16 protein-coding genes are annotated in these 15760 nt (G+C 58.6%); 6 read left to right on the plus strand and 10 right to left on the minus strand.

Features of this window, described 5'->3' with window-relative positions:
* Nucleotides 1-53: 53 nt before the first annotated feature.
* Nucleotides 54-1160, plus strand: a complete 1107-nt coding sequence (locus RMR21_RS00590) for a DUF475 domain-containing protein (RefSeq protein WP_498668817.1) — start codon at nt 54-56, stop codon at nt 1158-1160.
* Nucleotides 1161-1245: 85 nt separating this feature from the next.
* On the opposite strand, the gene RMR21_RS00595 is transcribed toward RMR21_RS00590, so the two are convergent.
* A complete protein-coding gene (locus RMR21_RS00595; RefSeq protein ID WP_498668818.1) occupies nt 1246-1437 on the minus strand; it encodes a hypothetical protein in 192 nt (63 codons plus the stop codon).
* Between the two features lie 60 nt (nt 1438-1497).
* On the opposite strand from RMR21_RS00595, the gene RMR21_RS00600 reads away from it, so the two are divergent.
* The 4 genes from RMR21_RS00600 to pncB all read left to right on the plus strand — a co-directional run bounded on the left by RMR21_RS00600 (nt 1498) and on the right by pncB (nt 4649).
* Nucleotides 1498-1842, plus strand: a complete 345-nt coding sequence (locus tag RMR21_RS00600; RefSeq protein WP_498668819.1) for a MarR family winged helix-turn-helix transcriptional regulator — start codon at nt 1498-1500, stop codon at nt 1840-1842.
* A gap of 19 nt (nt 1843-1861) precedes the next feature.
* Complete coding sequence (locus tag RMR21_RS00605) at nt 1862-2722, plus strand: C40 family peptidase (protein WP_498668820.1); 861 nt, start codon at nt 1862-1864, stop codon at nt 2720-2722.
* Nucleotides 2723-2812: 90 nt separating this feature from the next.
* Nucleotides 2813-3172 (plus strand): hypothetical protein, encoded by a 360-nt coding sequence (locus tag RMR21_RS00610; protein WP_498668821.1) that lies wholly within the window; start codon nt 2813-2815, stop codon nt 3170-3172.
* A 172-nt stretch (nt 3173-3344) separates the two neighbouring features.
* Entirely contained in the window at nt 3345-4649 is a 1305-nt protein-coding gene (pncB, locus tag RMR21_RS00615) for a nicotinate phosphoribosyltransferase (protein WP_498668822.1), read from the plus strand.
* Nucleotides 4650-4682: 33 nt separating this feature from the next.
* Here the strand turns inward: pncB and RMR21_RS00620 are convergent, their stop codons facing one another.
* The gene (locus tag RMR21_RS00620) at nt 4683-6080 is read right to left on the minus strand and encodes a leucyl aminopeptidase family protein (RefSeq protein ID WP_498668823.1); all 1398 of its coding nucleotides are present in this window, start codon (nt 6078-6080) and stop codon (nt 4683-4685) included.
* Between the two features lie 249 nt (nt 6081-6329).
* Between RMR21_RS00620 and RMR21_RS00625 the strand changes: the two genes are divergently transcribed.
* Nucleotides 6330-7043, plus strand: coding sequence for a tetratricopeptide repeat protein (locus RMR21_RS00625; RefSeq protein ID WP_498670195.1), 714 nt, complete (start codon nt 6330-6332; stop codon nt 7041-7043).
* A 69-nt stretch (nt 7044-7112) separates the two neighbouring features.
* Here RMR21_RS00625 and RMR21_RS00630 read toward each other — a convergent pair whose 3' ends face one another.
* The 8 genes from RMR21_RS00630 to RMR21_RS00665 all read right to left on the minus strand — a co-directional run bounded on the left by RMR21_RS00630 (nt 7113) and on the right by RMR21_RS00665 (nt 15733).
* Nucleotides 7113-8099, minus strand: a complete 987-nt coding sequence (locus tag RMR21_RS00630; protein ID WP_498668824.1) for a type II secretion system F family protein — start codon at nt 8097-8099, stop codon at nt 7113-7115.
* A gap of 12 nt (nt 8100-8111) precedes the next feature.
* Nucleotides 8112-9116, minus strand: a complete 1005-nt coding sequence (locus RMR21_RS00635; protein ID WP_498668825.1) for a type II secretion system F family protein — start codon at nt 9114-9116, stop codon at nt 8112-8114.
* Nucleotides 9117-9165: 49 nt separating this feature from the next.
* Nucleotides 9166-10632 (minus strand): TadA family conjugal transfer-associated ATPase, encoded by a 1467-nt coding sequence (locus RMR21_RS00640; RefSeq protein WP_498668826.1) that lies wholly within the window; start codon nt 10630-10632, stop codon nt 9166-9168.
* A 39-nt stretch (nt 10633-10671) separates the two neighbouring features.
* A complete protein-coding gene (locus RMR21_RS00645) occupies nt 10672-11961 on the minus strand; it encodes a CpaE/TadZ family protein (protein WP_498668827.1) in 1290 nt (429 codons plus the stop codon).
* A gap of 37 nt (nt 11962-11998) precedes the next feature.
* Nucleotides 11999-12679 carry a CpaD family pilus assembly protein gene (locus RMR21_RS00650; protein WP_498668828.1) on the minus strand — a complete coding sequence of 227 codons (681 nt, stop codon included), beginning with the start codon at nt 12677-12679 and terminating at the stop codon, nt 11999-12001.
* 14 nt (nt 12680-12693) lie between these two features.
* A complete protein-coding gene (locus RMR21_RS00655) occupies nt 12694-14286 on the minus strand; it encodes a type II and III secretion system protein family protein (protein WP_498668829.1) in 1593 nt (530 codons plus the stop codon).
* On the minus strand, nt 14283-15092 hold the full coding sequence (cpaB, locus tag RMR21_RS00660) for a Flp pilus assembly protein CpaB (protein ID WP_498668830.1): 810 nt from the start codon (nt 15090-15092) through the stop codon (nt 14283-14285). Before cpaB ends, RMR21_RS00655 begins: the two co-directional genes overlap by 4 nt.
* A gap of 128 nt (nt 15093-15220) precedes the next feature.
* Nucleotides 15221-15733: an A24 family peptidase gene (locus RMR21_RS00665; protein WP_498668831.1), complete on the minus strand. Its 513-nt coding sequence runs from the start codon at nt 15731-15733 to the stop codon at nt 15221-15223.
* Nucleotides 15734-15760: the final 27 nt, after the last annotated feature.

Raw genomic sequence — 15760 nt, forward strand, 5'->3', positions numbered from 1 at the left:
GCCATGCCTGCTCCACGTTTTCCCGTTTGCCCAGCGCGCAAGGGAGCAATGTGATGACACCGACAACAAAATCCACACTGACCTATTTCAAATGGGCCTTCATCGTCACGGTCGTCGGCCTCATCCTGGGTGGCTATCTCGGCTGGCAGATGACCGGTACCGTCAGCGGCACCGCCACGATCTTCTTCATCTGCGCGGTTCTGGCGGTTCTGGAGATATCGCTGTCCTTCGATAACGCCATCGTCAATGCCAACAAGCTGAAAGACATGACGCCGGAATGGCAGCATCGCTTTTTGACCTGGGGCATTCTCATCGCCGTCTTCGGCATGCGTATCGTCTTCCCGCTTCTGATCGTTGTCATCGCTGCCAATGTCGGTCCTTGGACCGCCATGGTGATGGCCGCAACCGAACCGGATCGTTATGCGCAGATCATGAAGGACGCGCATCTGCCGATCGCTGCCTTCGGCGGCACATTCCTGATGATGGTCGGCCTCAGCTTCTTCTTCGATCATGAGAAAGACGTGCACTGGGTGCGCTGGGTGGAAGAAAAGATATCTACCTATTCCTCCATCAAGGGCATCGAGATCGCCTTCGTCTTGATCGTCATGCTGGTCTTCTCGCGCATCATCGCCGGCAGTGCCGATCCCAAACTGGGGCCAGAAGCTGCAAACCTGTTCTTCAGCTCGGCGATCTGGGGTCTTTTGACCTTCCTTCTGGTCGAAGTTCTGGGCGGTATCCTGGACCGCAGCCAGCAGGTGCTGGAAGGTGCGGCCAAGGGCGGCTTCGGCGCATTCCTCTATCTGGAAGTGCTGGACGCCAGCTTCTCCTTCGATGGCGTCATCGGTGCCTTCGCGCTGACGTCAAACCTCTTCATTATCGCCATCGGTCTTGGCATCGGTGCCATGTATGTGCGCTCGATGACCATCATGCTGGTCGAAAAGGGGACGTTGGCGGAATATCGCTACCTGGAGCACGGCGCGTTTTACGCCATCCTCATCCTCTCGGTCATCATGTACGTGCAGACCCTCGCTCATATTCCGGAAGTCGTCACCGGTCTTGGCGGCGCAACGCTGATCGGTATCTCGCTGTGGTCTTCGATCCGCTACAACAAGCGGGAGAGAGCCCACCAGGCCGCATCCGGTAACGGTCCGGTCGCTTGACACGTCAACGGCCTCTCGCCCGCGCGGCGACGGCTTAAATTGAAGCGTTTCGCTTCCGAGCGATTAAAAATTAAGCCCGGCGTCGTCACGCCGGGGCTTTGTCGTTTTCAAATCGCTTGATGTGCAGGCTTTTCCACGACATCTGCAGTTGGCATGCTTCCTGCTTTGTTGTGGTCAAGTCCAGAGGGGACGCAAAAGCTCGCAAAGAGCATCCACTGCCGCCACCGTCGATATGCCCCAGTGCAATCGTCGTGGCGGCAGTTTTGTTTTTGTTCACCGGTTTGCGCCAAGATGCGTTGAAACCGACCGACTGAATACGAAACGAACGGAGCCGGACGTGCCTGTCGAATTGTCTCCCTCTCAAGCGCTGAGCCTGTGGCATCGGGTCGTGCTGGCGCAGGTCGAAGAGGATGCGCCGGATCTGACCGCGCGACAAATGGCCATCCTGCTTCACATCTATCTCGTGCCGCCGCCGCACACGGTGCGCGGGCTGGCTCAGGTTCTCGGGGTCACCAAGCCCGTCATCACCCGCGCGCTGGACAGTATGGGTGCTATGGGTCTCGTCGACCGGGAGCGTGACCCTGCCGACCGTCGGAACGTTGTCATAAAAAGAACCGTATCGGGTGCGCTCTATCTGGAAAAATTCGGTGATTTGATTATCGATCAGGCGCGCAAGGCTTGAAAGCATGGGACGACTTACGATGACGCTTGTAGATACCCCACTCGATCGCCGCCTCAACGTCTTCAGGGACGATCTCGCCGATGAGCGCCTGAAAGGTCAGGTCCAAGCGGCCCGATTTGTCAGCGGTACGCCAGCGCAGGTCACAGTTCCCGTGATCGGGCTGCGCCCGAAACCCGATCTTGCCGCCGGTATCGACACGGAATTGTTGATGGGCGAAACGGTGTGCGTGTTCGAGCGTGCCGATGGTTGGGCCTGGGTGCAGGCCGATGCCGACGGCTATGCGGGCTATCTACCCGAAACCGCGATTGGCGAGATCGTTGCCGCTACCCACCGTATCATCGCGCAGCGCACTTTTCTCTATCCTCAGGCCGAACTGAGAAAGCCACCCGTGGCGGCGCTGTCCATGGGAAGCCGCTTGACGTTCGTGGGCGAGGCGGAGACCCGCGGGACACGGTATCTCGTGACGGACAAGGGCGAGGCCGTCATCGCATCGCACTGCCTTGAAGTCGGCACGGCTCTGGGAAGCGACTATGTGTCCGTCGCGCTTCGCTTTCTGGAAACGCCCTATCTGTGGGGTGGACGTTCGGGTTTCGGGATCGATTGCTCCGGCCTTGTGCAGCTTTCCATGGCGATGACGGAAAAATCCGTTCTGCGTGATACGGACATGCAGGTTCGCTCGCTGGGACGAGAGATCACGCGTGAAGACCTCCAGCGCGGCGATCTCGTCTTCTGGAAAGGCCATGTCGGACTGATGGAGGATGCAGAGACGCTGCTCCACGCCAACGGTCACACCATGACGGTTTCGCGCGAGAATCTGGCCGAAGCGATTGAGCGGATCGGTTGGCTCTATGAGAGACCGACTGCGTTTCGTCGCCCATGAGGTTTCACGAAAACGTTTGAGCCGTCCGGCTGTTTCGGTGCGCGTGCCGTTCTATATAAACGGGGATCGCATTCACGGCAGGACGGGCATATGGCAAGACCATCGACAGGCATCGCGGCTTTCGTAGTGGCAGGGCTTTTCCTTGCCGCTTCCGCGCAGGCGCAAACCGTCTATGAGAATGGTTACAAGCCGGCACCGGATGCCTACACCAATCTTCCCGGCGTCAAGGATCCCAGGACGCTTCAGCAGAAAGAACGCTACACCTGCTCCTCCACATCGGTCACCTCAAGTTACCCGGACGGGGAATATCGCGATCTCTTCGGAAGCCGCGGTCTGCCCGTACAAGGCTATCGCTGCACGGGATCAGCCGGCGTGACCGCCACGGGAACACGCGTGCCGACATCGAAGGACTGGTATCCCGGCATCAACCCGCCTGCCGTCGATTTCTGATCGGCGTTTCCGAACCGTCTTTGCCCAAACCGGTCTGGACTTGGCGCGGTTTTATCAGATAAGTCTTGTGCCGGGAGCGGATCAGGCTCTCGAAGGCGCGACGCCTTTCGAAATGCGCGGCGATACCGACCCTTGTTGAAGACGGGGTCTGGTGCGGGGGATAGCAGCAGCAATGACGAAGACAGATATAGCGACCCGTGTGCACAACCACACCTGGAAGCTCGACCCCATCATCCGCAGTCTCATCGATACGGATTTCTACAAGCTTCTGATGTTGCAGATGATCTGGAAGCTCTATCCAGAGGTCAACGCGACCTTTTCACTGATCAACCGTACCAAGTCCGTCAAGCTTGCCGATGAAATCGACGAGATGGAACTGCGCGAGCAGCTGGACCACGCCCGCACGTTGCGGCTTTCGAAGAAGGAAAGCATCTGGCTGGCGGGTAACACGTTTTATGGCCGCTCGCAGATTTTCGAACCGGAGTTCCTGTCATGGCTGGATAGCTATCAGTTGCCGGAATACGAACTGTTCAAGCGTGATGGGCAATATGAGCTGAATTTCCATGGCCGCTGGATGGATACCACCCTGTGGGAAATTCCAGCCCTTGCCATCATCAACGAATTGCGCTCGCGCAGTGCCATGCGCTCGATGGGCTATTTCACGCTCGACGTGCTCTACGCCCGCGCCAAAGCCAAGATGTGGGAAAAGGTCGAGCGGCTGCGCGAACTGCCGGGCCTGCGCATTTCCGATTTCGGTACCCGCCGTCGCCACAGTTTCCTGTGGCAGCGCTGGTGCGTCGAAGCCTTGAAGGAAGGCATCGGCCCGGCCTTTACCGGCACCAGCAACGTTCTTCTGGCAATGGATTCCGATCTGGAAGCCGTGGGCACCAACGCCCATGAACTGCCCATGGTGGTCGCGGCACTGGCGCAGAATAACGAGGAACTGGCGTCGGCCCCTTATCAGGTGATGAAGGACTGGAACCGTCTCTACGGCGGCAATCTGCTGATCGTTCTGCCGGATGCGTTCGGCACGGCCGCATTCCTGCGCAACGCGCCGGAATGGGTGGCCGACTGGACCGGCTTCAGGCCTGATAGTGCGCCGCCCATCGAAGGCGGTGAGAAGATCATCGACTGGTGGCAGAAAATGAACCGCGATCCGAAGAAGAAGCTGTTGATCTTTTCGGATGGTCTCGATGTCGATGCCATCATCGACACCTACAAGCATTTCGAAGGACGCGTGCGCATGAGCTTCGGCTGGGGCACGAACCTGACGAACGACTTTGCCGACTGCGCGCCAAAAACCATCGAAAGCCTGAAGCCGATCTCGATCGTCTGCAAGGCCATCGATGCCAATGGCCGACCAGCGGTGAAGCTGTCCGATAATCCGCAAAAGGCCACAGGCGAGCCGGAAGAAGTGCAGCGTTACCTGAAATTCTTCGGTCAGGAAGACCGCAAGGAACAGGTTGTGCGCGTGTGAGGCGAGGGCGGTTTCCCGCCCTCATTCGGTGTCTTACGTCTTGGCGAAGGTGCGTGAGATATAGTGGAACAATGCGCGGATCGCCTGTGCTTCGCCACCGATGGACGAATGCGGACGTTCGCTCAAAGACCAGCCGTAAATGTCGAAATGCGCCCATTTCTTCGTCTGCGTCACGAAACGCTTGAGGAAAAGGGCAGCCGTAATCGAGCCCGCCATGCCACCGGCTGGCGCGTTGGTGATGTCGGCCGCGCGCGAGCGGATATCCTTGTCGTAGCCCATATACAGCGGCAGACGCCACAAGGGGTCATCCACATCCATGCTGGCATCGGCAATGCTGTGGGCCAAGTCCTCGTCGTCGGTGAAGAACGGCGGCACGTCGGGACCGAGCGCCACGCGCGCAGCACCCGTCAATGTCGCCATGTCGATCATCAGGTCGGGTGCGTCTTCATCGGCGTAAGCCAGCGCGTCGGCCAGGACGAGACGTCCTTCCGCATCGGTATTGTCGATCTGGACGGTCAGGCCCTTGCGGCTCTGATAAATATCGCCGGGGCGGAAGGCATTGGCGGAAATGGAGTTTTCCACCGCTGGCACAATGACGCGCAGGTCGATCGGAAGGCGCGCATCCATGATCATCAAGGCAAGACCCAGCACATTGGCCGCGCCACCCATGTCCTTCTTCATCAAGGCCATGGAGGAGGATGGCTTGATGTCGAGCCCGCCGGTATCGAAGCACACGCCCTTGCCGACCAGTGTCAGGCGTGGATTGCCTCTCTTGCCCCATGTCATCTCAAGAAGGCGTGGTGCGCTTTCGCTGGCACGACCGACCGCGTGTACCAAAGGGAAGTTTTCTTTCAGCAGATCTTCGCCAGCCACGACGGAAACCTTTGCCTTGTAATGAGCTGCCAGACCGCGGAAGGCGATTTCGAGCTGATCCGGTCCCATATCGTTGGCAGGCACGTTGATCAGGTCGCGGGCCAGATAGACACCGGCCAGAACACGCTTGATTTCGGCATCCTCGGCATCGCGGGGGATCAGAAGCTTGGCGCCATTGCTTTTCACGGTGCGATATTTGTCGAAGCGGTAAGCACCAAGACCGAAACCCAGCATCAGGCGGTTGACCGTCAGCGGTGCCGTCTCGATGTGCCAGTCGCCCTCCGGCAACTCCCTTGCAAGTTTACCGGTGATGAACGGCAGTTCGGACGGGTTGGTGCCGAGACCCAGAAGTGCGCCACCGAGTGCACCTTCTGCTGAGGGGATCAGAAGAAGTGCGCCTGCATCTGCCTTGAAGCCTGCCTTGCGTGCCCAGTCCAAAGCGATCGGATCGATCGCACCCTGTTCGATATGGGCGGGCGTCACGGCAAAAACCGGCAGCGTCTTGCCTGCTTTGGAGCTGAAAGGCGTGGTGCGTTCGATAAATTGATAGGAGGGCATTGGCTGCTTTCGTAAAGGTCTGAAACCGGTAAATTAACACTCTATTAGGGTTAACAGATTATTGCTGGAGCGAGGGTTGCGTCGATTGAAGATACATCGCGCGCCGTTTCGATCCAAATTGAAAGCCGGGGCAATGTCATGATTGCTGTTTCTACCATCTCAGCACGTCGCACGACACTGCTTCGCGGTGCATGCGCGGCGATACTTGCGCTTTCCCTTGCCAGTTGTTCGACGACCAAGCCGGATCGCATGTCGACGGGCTCCATTCCGCAGGTGTCGCGTGCCTATGACCAGATGAACATGGAGCAGCTGCGCCAGGCCGAAGCGTCCACCGGACAGGCCTATGAGCGCAACCCGAAAGACCGCAACACCGGACTCAACTACGCCAACCTTCTGATGATGACCGGCAAGAACACGCAGGCGCTCGCCGTCATGCAGCAGGTTGCCATCGCCTATCCATCCGACCGGGAGGTTCTGGCAGCCTATGGCAAGTCGCAAGCCGCTGCCGGTCAGCTCGAACAGGCGCTCAACACCATCAACCGCGCGCAGATGCCGGACCGTCCCGATTGGCGGCTCTATTCCGCTGAGGGTGCTGTCCTGGATCAGCTCGGACGCTCGAACGAAGCCCGTGCCAAGTACCGCCAAGCTCTCGATCTGAGGCCAAACGATCCAAGCATATTGTCCAATCTGGGCATGTCCTACGTGCTTCAGAGCGATCCACGTACGGCGGAAACCTATATGCGCTCGGCCGTTTCACAGCCCGGTGCCGATAGCCGGATCAGACAGAACCTTGCACTCGTGGTCGGCCTTCAGGGCCGTTTCGAAGAAGCCGAACGCATTGCCATGCAGGAACTGTCCGCCCAGCAGGCGCAGGCCAATCTGACCTATCTGCGCGGCATGTTGGCGCAAAAGAATGCCTGGTCGCAGCTGGCCGACAAGGGCAAGAAGACGGCTGCAAACTAACCCGTCCCTCGTGTCAGGTATCACAAGAGGCGGCCTTGATGGCCGCCCTTTTCGTTTGAGCCGATCAAATTAAAACGTATCGGAAATGCGGATGCCTGCGGGCCCGAGAATGACGGCGATCAGGACCGGCAGGAAAAACAGGATCATCGGGACAGTCAGTTTCGGCGGCAGGGCGGAGGCCTTTTTTTCGGCCTCGTTCATACGCTCGTCACGGCCTTCCTGTGCCAGAACCCGCAGGGCCTGCGCCAAAGGCGTGCCGTATCGTTCGGCCTGGATCAGCGCTTGAACCACGCTTTTCACGCCGTCTAGCTGCGTGCGGATGCCGAGGTTCTCCAGTGCCGTGCGCCGGTCTTGCAGGAAAGACAGTTCGGCCGTCGTCAGCACCATTTCTTCTGCAAGCTCAGGCGACTGGTCCGCCATTTCCTCGGCCACACGGCGCATGGCCGCTTCCATCGACACACCCGATTCGACGCAGATCAGCATTAGGTCCAGCGCATCGGGCCATGCCCGCTTGATGGATTTCTGTCGCTTGGACATCTGGTTGGAGATGAAGATATTTGGCGCGTAAAAGCCGAGATAGCCAAATCCTAGCACGGCCATCAGGCGAATGCCGAACGGTCGCGTGCCCAGATTTCCCATGACGAAGACCCACAGAAACGCCAGCAGCAGGAAAACGAAGGGAAGAATGAAGCGGGCTGCCAGAAAGGTGTTCAGCGCATTTTGCGAGCGATAGCCGGCAGCGCGCAGCTTGTTGACCGTATTGGCGTCCACCAGCGCTTCACGCAAGTTGAAGCGTTCGACAATCTTTCGGGCCGACTTGTTGTTGTTTGCCCGCAACGACGCCTTTTCACCCTTCGCGGCTTCGCTCATGCGTTCGCGCTCACGGCTTCTGATCTGGTCGCGTTCGGTGGACACCGCCTTCATGCGTTTGTTGAGATCTCCCTTTTCGAAATAGGGAATGGCGAGCGTGTAGAACGTCGCAAACACTGCCACGGACACCAGAATGGCGATGATCAGATGTGGGTTGATGAGGCTGGATGCGAATTGCTCTGACATGGTGCTACCGCCTCAAAAATCGAAGTTGATCATCTGGCGCATGACGACGATACCGATGGACATCCACAGCGCCGAAGCACCCAGAATGAGATGGCCGCGGGAATCGGTGAAAAGGACCGATATGTAGTCTGGCGACGTCAGATAGACGAGCGTCGCCACGATGAAGGGAAGCGCGCCGATGATGACGGCAGACGCCTTCGCTTCCATGGAGAGAGCCGCGACCTTGGCCTTCATCTTGCGCCGTTCGCGTAAAACCTTGGAAAGGTTCGCCAGCGCTTCGGACAGATTGCCACCGGCCTGGGCCTGAATGGTGATGACGGTGCCGAAGAAGTTCACTTCCGGTAGCGGCATCGTCAGCATCATGCGGCCGATCCCCTCCGGGATGGTCATACCCACCTGCTGCGCTTCGACCACCCGCTGGAACTCGGTCTTGACCGGCTCCTGACCGTCCGATGCAATCAGCCGGATGGAATCGTTGAGCGGCAGACCGGATTTGATGGAGCGATACATGACGTCAAGCGCGTTCGGAAACTCCTCGAGAAACTTGTTCTGGCGGCGTTTTACCAGAAAGCCGAGCACCCAGCGCGGCAGACCGAGCGCACCCACGAAGCCGCCGCCAAGCGCCAGAAAAAACGGTGCCGCATACAGCAAGGCAACCAGAAAAATGGCGAGCCCGAAGCCAGCGCCGATGAGATAGAATTTCTGGACGGAGATGGAAAGACCAGCCTGCGCCAGCCTGCCACGGAGGCTGGTATCCTTTCGGTCTTTGGATTTCTCGTTCTGCTTTTTTTCCAGATCTTTCAGCGTATCCTGCACCGATTTACGCCGCTTGCTCATCTCCTGAACGCGGTCGCGGGCGGCCTTGATCTTGGTGTGGTCGGTTTCTGCGGATTTGACGCGGCTGACACGGCTGGCGGTCTTCTTCTCGACCTCGATCTGCGGGAACAGAAAGACATAGGCCATCGCTCCTGCCGAAATGGCGACAAGGATCACGAGCAGCATCACCGTCATGTTCATTTACTGTTCCGCCTTGGCCTGGCCACGCTCTGCATCATCTGACATTCTTCTACTGAGACTTGCTTTCCATTTCGTCGAGGGCCGCCGCAAGGCGCTTCTCCTCGTTGAAATAGCGGGCCCGATCCCAGAAATAGGGCTTGCTGATGCCGGTGGAGACATGGCGCCCGATGATGCGGCCACCCGCGTCTTCGCCGTCCATCTCGAAACGCATCAAATCCTGGGTGATGATGACATCGCCTTCCATGCCCATCACCTCGGTGATCTGCGTGATACGACGCGAGCCATCTCGAAGACGGGCGGCCTGAATGACGATATCGACCGATGAGGAGATGATTTCGCGCACCGTTTTCGCAGGCAGGCTGAAGCCACCCATGGCGATCATCGATTCCATACGGCTCAGACACTCACGTGGCGTGTTGGCGTGGATCGTCCCCATGGAACCGTCGTGACCGGTGTTCATCGCCTGCAACAGGTCGAAGACCTCAGGTCCACGCACTTCACCGACGATGATGCGCTCGGGGCGCATACGCAGGCAGTTCTTGACGAGATCACGCATGGTGATTTCGCCTTCGCCTTCGATATTCGGTGGCCGTGTTTCCAGCCGCACCACATGCGGCTGCTGAAGTTGAAGTTCGGCGGTATCTTCGCAGGTAATGACCCGTTCGGTCTTGTCGATATAGCTGGTCAGGCAGTTCAAAAGCGTCGTCTTGCCTGAACCCGTTCCACCCGAAATGACGACATTGCAGCGCACGCGCCCGATGATCTGCAGCAGAACCGCGCCTTCCGGTGTGATCGCACCGAAGCGCACCAGCTGATCGAGCGTCAGCTTGTCCTTCTTGAACTTGCGGATCGTCAGCGCCGGGCCGTCGATGGCCAGCGGCGGCGCGATGACGTTGACACGCGAACCGTCCGGCAGGCGGGCGTCGCAGATCGGGCTGGATTCATCGACACGTCGACCGACCTGACTGACGATGCGCTGGCAGATGGACAGGAGCTGGGCATTGTCGCGAAACCGGATATCGGATTCGATGGTCTTTCCACCCACTTCGACGAAGGTCTGGCCTGAACCATTGACCATGATGTCGGAAATGTCGTCGCGCGCCAGAAGCGGCTCCAGCGGACCGTAACCCAAAACGTCGTTGCAAATGTCGTCCAGCAGCTCTTCCTGCTCGGAAATCGACATCGCAAAATTCTTGATCGTGATGATATCGTTGACGATATCGCGGATTTCCTCGCGCGCGCTCTCGGTGTCGAGTTTCGCCAGCTGCGACAGATCGATGGTGTCGATCAGCGCGGAAAAGACCTGCGCCTTCGTCTGGTAATATTCCTCGGTGCGCGCACGCTTGCGTGTCTGGGGAGGTGCCGCATGTGTGGGCGGGGCAGGCGGTGCGAGCACCAGCGTCTCTGCGGGTTCGGCGCGCGGCATGGGCGCAACAGAAGACGAGGCAGGGGGGGAAACCACCTGCCCGATCTGTGCGCTCCTGGGGGAGCCTTCGTTGCCACGTTTTCCGAACATATCTGTCTTCCGGTCGCTTGTTGCACGGATCGCCGTGCATCACTTGCGTTTTATGAGGTCCATGAATTTGCCCAGTCCCGCACGCTTTGCCTTGCGTGCTGAAGACCGGCCCGTAACGATGTGGGATATTTGCGAAATGGTTTCGGCAATCGGGGATTTCGCATCGATTTCGCTGATCATGCGCCCGCTATTGGCCGCATTGCCAAACAGCTGCACATCAAATGGAATGATGGCAATCGGTTCGATTTCCAAGGGTTCAAAGAAATCGGCAGGTGCGATTTCCGGGCGTTTGAGCATGCCGACCTGATTGAGCACCAGATGCGGGACCTTGTCGTTCGGTCTTAGCCTTTTCAGGGCATCCAGAAGGTTCTTGGTGTTGCGAAGATTGGCAAGATCCGGCACCGCGGTAATCACCACCTCGTCAGCCTCCGCCAGCACCGTCTGCGTCCAGTCCGACCAGATATGCGGGACGTCCAGAACGGCAACGGGAGAGCTGCGTTGCAGGAGCTCCAGAAGCGGCTGGAAGGCCAGCCGTTCGAAATCATAGGGCCGGTCGAGGAGGGAGGGGGCCGCAAGCAATGACAGATGCTCGGAGCATTTGGTCAGCAGGCGATCAAGAAAAACCTCGTCCAGACGTTCCGGTGCATAGACGGCTTCGGCGATGCCTTGTGCAGGGTCCTGATCGAAGTCGATATTCGCGGTCCCGAAGGGCAGGTCGAGATCGGCCAGAATGGTTTCGGTCGAAAACAGCGTCGAAATGTCGAAGGCGCAATTGTGCGCAATCGTGGACGAACCGACGCCGCCCTTTGCCCCGATGAAAGCGATGTTGCGGCCAAGTGGCTCTGATTCAGGATCCACGAAAATGGCCGAAATCGATGCCAGCAGATCCGGCATGGTCACCGGTGCGACGAGGTATTCCGAAATGCCATTACGGATCAGATCGCGATAAAGCGAAATGTCGTTGTGGCGACCGATGATGATGACGCGTGTGGTCGGATCGCAGACCTCGGCAAGCGGCGCGAGATCATTGAGGAGGGTCGATGGCTCGCGCGCTGTTTCAAGAATGATCAGGTTGGGCGTTGGACTTGCCGCAAACATGGTTGCAGCGGCTTCGACTTCGCCATTGGTCACCCGCAGGCTGACCTTGTTCATGCGTCTGTCGCCCGAGAGGCGCTCGATCACGCGCTGCAAACCGTCGCTTTCGCAAAAAGCGTGCACGGAGATGCGTGGCAGGGGCCGAAGCGCGTCGAGATCGCTCGTCCGCACAGGCTCGTCCGCATAGGGCTCCTGCGAAGGTCCGCGTTGAATGTCGTAATCAACCGAGCTCATGGTTTTTCCTGTTGCCGCATGCGGCCTGTGCTGAACGTCATTCCGTTGTTGCCGTGTTCTTGCCTGCGCGATAATTACCGATGACGGCGGAGCGACGCTCCGCATCGATCGGACTCATGCCGCGCGGACCGACGAGGTCCATCGGATTTGCGATCTGTGCGGCGAGGTTGTTTTGCGACGCGCAGCCGAAATTGTACCAGTTCTTGTTGGAATAGGTGTTGTCGGACAGGTCTTCCGGCCATTGTCCGCACTGTCCGGTCATGGCCGTCATCGCGATGAAGCTCAAGCGAATGGGAGCCGCATCGCCCGTAGGGGCCGCACTATAATGGGTTTCCACGATCTTGCTCGAGGCTATGCCGGACGAATTGAGCACGGAACGTATCTGGCGCTTGAGGATGGAAGCTGCCGCGGAATTCGCAGACCCTGTCGGCACCTGAATCTGGACGACACCCGAGGATGTCGCGGTATAGCTCTGCGCAAAGCCCTTGATCGTATCGGCCATGCCAACCGTCAGGCGGTTGTCACTGGCCGAGACCGGAATATCGAGGGAATGCTGTGCTTCCGAGAGCGTAATCGGGTGGCGGGTGCGATAATCGTCGGGAATGGCGCCTGTCGACATCGGGTCACGTGCACATCCCTGCGCGAGCGCCGCCGTGGTCAACAGCGCCAACACGAGACCGGCCCGGCGGAGCGAACGCGCATGTGCAAGAGGTTTCATCTGATCCATCTGTGTCATTTGTAGATAAACCCTACCGAGCCCTGATAGGGCTGTGTGTGTGCCTCTTGCCGGTTGCCATAGACCTTGTTCACCCGGTTCATGAAATACATAGCGGCGTCGTTTTCCGGGTTGAAGTTGTCGTCGGGCCGCGCGATCTCGTTGCGTGATACCGGACGCACGAGGTAAGGCGTGGCGATGATGACGAGTTCTGTTTCGTTGCGGATGAAGTCCTTGCTGCGAAACAGCGTGCCCAGAACAGGCACCTTTGAAACGCCCGGTATGCCGGACATGGCCTGACGCACATTGTCCTGCACCAGACCGGCGATGACGATGGAGCCACCGGAGGGCAGTTCCACGCTGGTGGACGCCTCGCGCTTGCGGATCGACAGATAGGTGCTGCCGGGAATCGAAACGCTGCTGCCATTGCCCGTCGCAGCGCTGCCTTCGAACGTGGGCTCGGAAACGTTGGTTTCGATTTTCAGGCTGATCCGCCCGGGCGATAGCACCACTGGGCGGAAATTCAACTCGATGCCGTAATCGACCTTATCGGTGGAGCGCGTGACTGTCGGTCGCCCGGTGGCGTCATCGATGGCCACTTCCTGTTCCGCAGGCAGGCGGAATTCGCCGCCGACATAGAACTTGGCCTGCTCGCCGGAAATTGCGGTGAGGCTCGGTTCGGCCAGCGTGCGCATGACGCCGGCCTGTTCCATGGCGTTGAAATAGCTACCCAGTGTCAACTTGCCGATGGTGCCAGCGACATTGCCCGTGCCGGCGAGACCGATGGCGTTGCCGAGATTGGCGGGATTGGAAAATGAGATACGCCCGCCCAGATCGCTGCCCGAACCGCTGATCGAGCCGTTGAAGCCAAGCTGCTTCAAAACCTGACGGCTGACTTCCGCAACCGTGACCTTGAGCGTGACCTGATCTTCACCCTCGATGGTCAGCATGTTGACGATGGAGGATTGCTGACGGTCTTCGGCAAAAATCGCGACCGCTCCGTCACCATTGCTCTGGCTTGTCTCGGTAATGTTGCGCGTGGTGGCTTCACCGCCCTTGAGAAAGGCGGATGCCAATTGCACGGCGCGTGCGGAATCCTGTGGCGTGCGCACACTTCCCGAAAGCACGATATTGTCGGAAACGATCTCGACGCGAATGTCCGATTCCGGAATGAAGCGGCGCAAATTGGCCTGAAGACCTGAAATGTCGCGTTCGACCTCAAGATCGAGGCTGACGATTTCCTGGCCCTGATCTCCAAAGATGAAGATGTTGGTTTGTCCCACAGCCTTGCCGAAGAGATAGATCCGGCGCGAGCTGCGCGTGACCGCATCCGCCATGCTGGGGTCGGCGACGAGAATGTCGTGCGCATCCTGCGGCAGATCGATGACGAGCGCCTTGTTCAAGCCAAGCTTCAGCCGTTTGCGAACGCCCTGTCCGCTTTCGCTGATGCGAACGATGCTGGCGCTTTGGGCGAGCGCTTCAGATGTCGAGAGACCAAGGGGGGCATGCAGACCGGGAAAGCCGGAGAACGCAATGCAGAACGCCAGGCCGCCGGTAACGGACGAGCGCATGGACTGTGCAAGGCGGCGAATTGCGAGATGTCTGGTCATTGTGACGACCCTCCCTGTCCGTCCCGGACGATAGAGCCGGATTTGATGATCTGGATGGCTGGTTTTCCGGAGCCACCGCTCAAGAGGTAGTCGGCAGACGTCGTCTCGCTTTCCTGGGCATCCGCCACGGATCGCAGGGACAGCGTCAGCCGATCCGCCATCTGTTGGGCGACCGTCATGATCTTGGCCTGCTCGGGTGTCAGTTCCAGCGTTGCGGTAGCGCCGACGACCGATGTCGTGCCGTTGTCGCCTTCCTTGATCTGCTGGTCGATAGCCAGAACCCGGACATTGTTGAGAACATTTTCAGTGAGAAACGAACCGCCATCACCCTTGCGGACCATGATGACGTCGACACGGTCATTGGGCAGCACGAACCCGCCTGCACCCGTGGCGACTGAAATCTCCGTGGCGACCGCGCGCTTGCCCGCCGGCAGAAGCGAAGACATGATGCTGGTGCCGGAATCGACAACTTTTTCCGGGCGTAGCGGCTCACCTTCGAACAAAGGCAGGCGCACGATCGATCCGGTCAATTCGGCAATGGCGTCGGGTCGTTTGCTCTCGGTCAGGTAGTTGTCGTTGATGCTGCCTTGCGGCCATGGCGCCCAGCGTACGGAATCCGCACTCAGCCGGCTTCCGACAGGCAGATTGACGGAAGAGACCAGAATATTGACGGTCGGCTCTTTCTGGATGATCGCTTCGGCCTGCTCGACAACCTGCTGCGGACCACCGAGCTGCATGGCCAGCAACCCGGCAAGACCGGCAGCAACGACAGCTACGGAAAGAATGACGACGCGCGACGGTTTCATGCTCGGGCCTTGAAGGAGTCAGAATCTTAACTCTGACCATGGCCCGCCATTGGTGTAATTATGGTTAATAAAATGTGTTGGCTTGTGGTTAATGAGAAATAAACGCGATTGTTTTTCGCTTCAGCGATTTACATCAGGTGTTGCATGGCAAGTTGCACCAGCGGTGCTTCCGGATAGGTCAACAGGCCCGCAATAGCGATGGCGATGCCATAGGGCACTTTCTTCGCGACCAGCAGCGAGTCTGGAACGGGCAGGCCCGTCACCATGATTTCCTGTCGGTACGACCGGATAAACAGAATACCCATGGTCAGAATGCCACCGACTATCGCAACGGCAATCATATAGACAGCCAGTGCCGTATCGAAGCCGAACCAGACGGCAGACGCGGTCAGCAGCTTCGCGTCACCGCCGCCCATTGTGTTCAAGGCGAAAAGGCCGAAGCTTGCCGCGAAGACAATAAGTCCGGCAAGAAGACTCATGGCGAAGGTCTGGAGGTCCATTCCGGCGAGAGGTGCGACGACAACAAACGAGAGAAGCAGAATTGCCGAAATGCGATTGGGAATGGTCATCGTGAAGAGGTCGTTGAGAGCCGCGAAGGCAAGGCACAGGGGCACGATCAGAAAGATAGCTGCGATGACCATGATAAGCCCCGAAATGGATTGGCCCTG

This window comes from Agrobacterium sp. rho-8.1 (assembly GCF_033957725.1).
In the GTDB taxonomy this organism is placed as follows: domain Bacteria; phylum Pseudomonadota; class Alphaproteobacteria; order Rhizobiales; family Rhizobiaceae; genus Agrobacterium.

Coding starts and splice junctions, on each gene's coding strand:
- RMR21_RS00610 (WP_498668821.1), top strand. CDS start 2,813: ATGGCAAGACCATCGACAGGCATCGCGGCTTTCGTAGTGGCAGGGCTT.
- RMR21_RS00645 (WP_498668827.1), bottom strand. CDS start 11,961: ATGAGCTCGGTTGATTACGACATTCAACGCGGACCTTCGCAGGAGCCC.
- RMR21_RS00605 (WP_498668820.1), top strand. CDS start 1,862: ATGACGCTTGTAGATACCCCACTCGATCGCCGCCTCAACGTCTTCAGG.
- RMR21_RS00620 (WP_498668823.1), bottom strand. CDS start 6,080: ATGCCCTCCTATCAATTTATCGAACGCACCACGCCTTTCAGCTCCAAA.
- cpaB (WP_498668830.1), bottom strand. CDS start 15,092: ATGAAACCGTCGCGCGTCGTCATTCTTTCCGTAGCTGTCGTTGCTGCC.
- RMR21_RS00630 (WP_498668824.1), bottom strand. CDS start 8,099: ATGTCAGAGCAATTCGCATCCAGCCTCATCAACCCACATCTGATCATC.
- RMR21_RS00590 (WP_498668817.1), top strand. CDS start 54: ATGACACCGACAACAAAATCCACACTGACCTATTTCAAATGGGCCTTC.
- RMR21_RS00665 (WP_498668831.1), bottom strand. CDS start 15,733: ATGGTCATCGCAGCTATCTTTCTGATCGTGCCCCTGTGCCTTGCCTTC.
- RMR21_RS00640 (WP_498668826.1), bottom strand. CDS start 10,632: ATGTTCGGAAAACGTGGCAACGAAGGCTCCCCCAGGAGCGCACAGATC.
- pncB (WP_498668822.1), top strand. CDS start 3,345: ATGACGAAGACAGATATAGCGACCCGTGTGCACAACCACACCTGGAAG.
- RMR21_RS00625 (WP_498670195.1), top strand. CDS start 6,330: ATGTCGACGGGCTCCATTCCGCAGGTGTCGCGTGCCTATGACCAGATG.
- RMR21_RS00650 (WP_498668828.1), bottom strand. CDS start 12,679: ATGAAACCTCTTGCACATGCGCGTTCGCTCCGCCGGGCCGGTCTCGTG.
- RMR21_RS00655 (WP_498668829.1), bottom strand. CDS start 14,286: ATGACCAGACATCTCGCAATTCGCCGCCTTGCACAGTCCATGCGCTCG.
- RMR21_RS00635 (WP_498668825.1), bottom strand. CDS start 9,116: ATGAACATGACGGTGATGCTGCTCGTGATCCTTGTCGCCATTTCGGCA.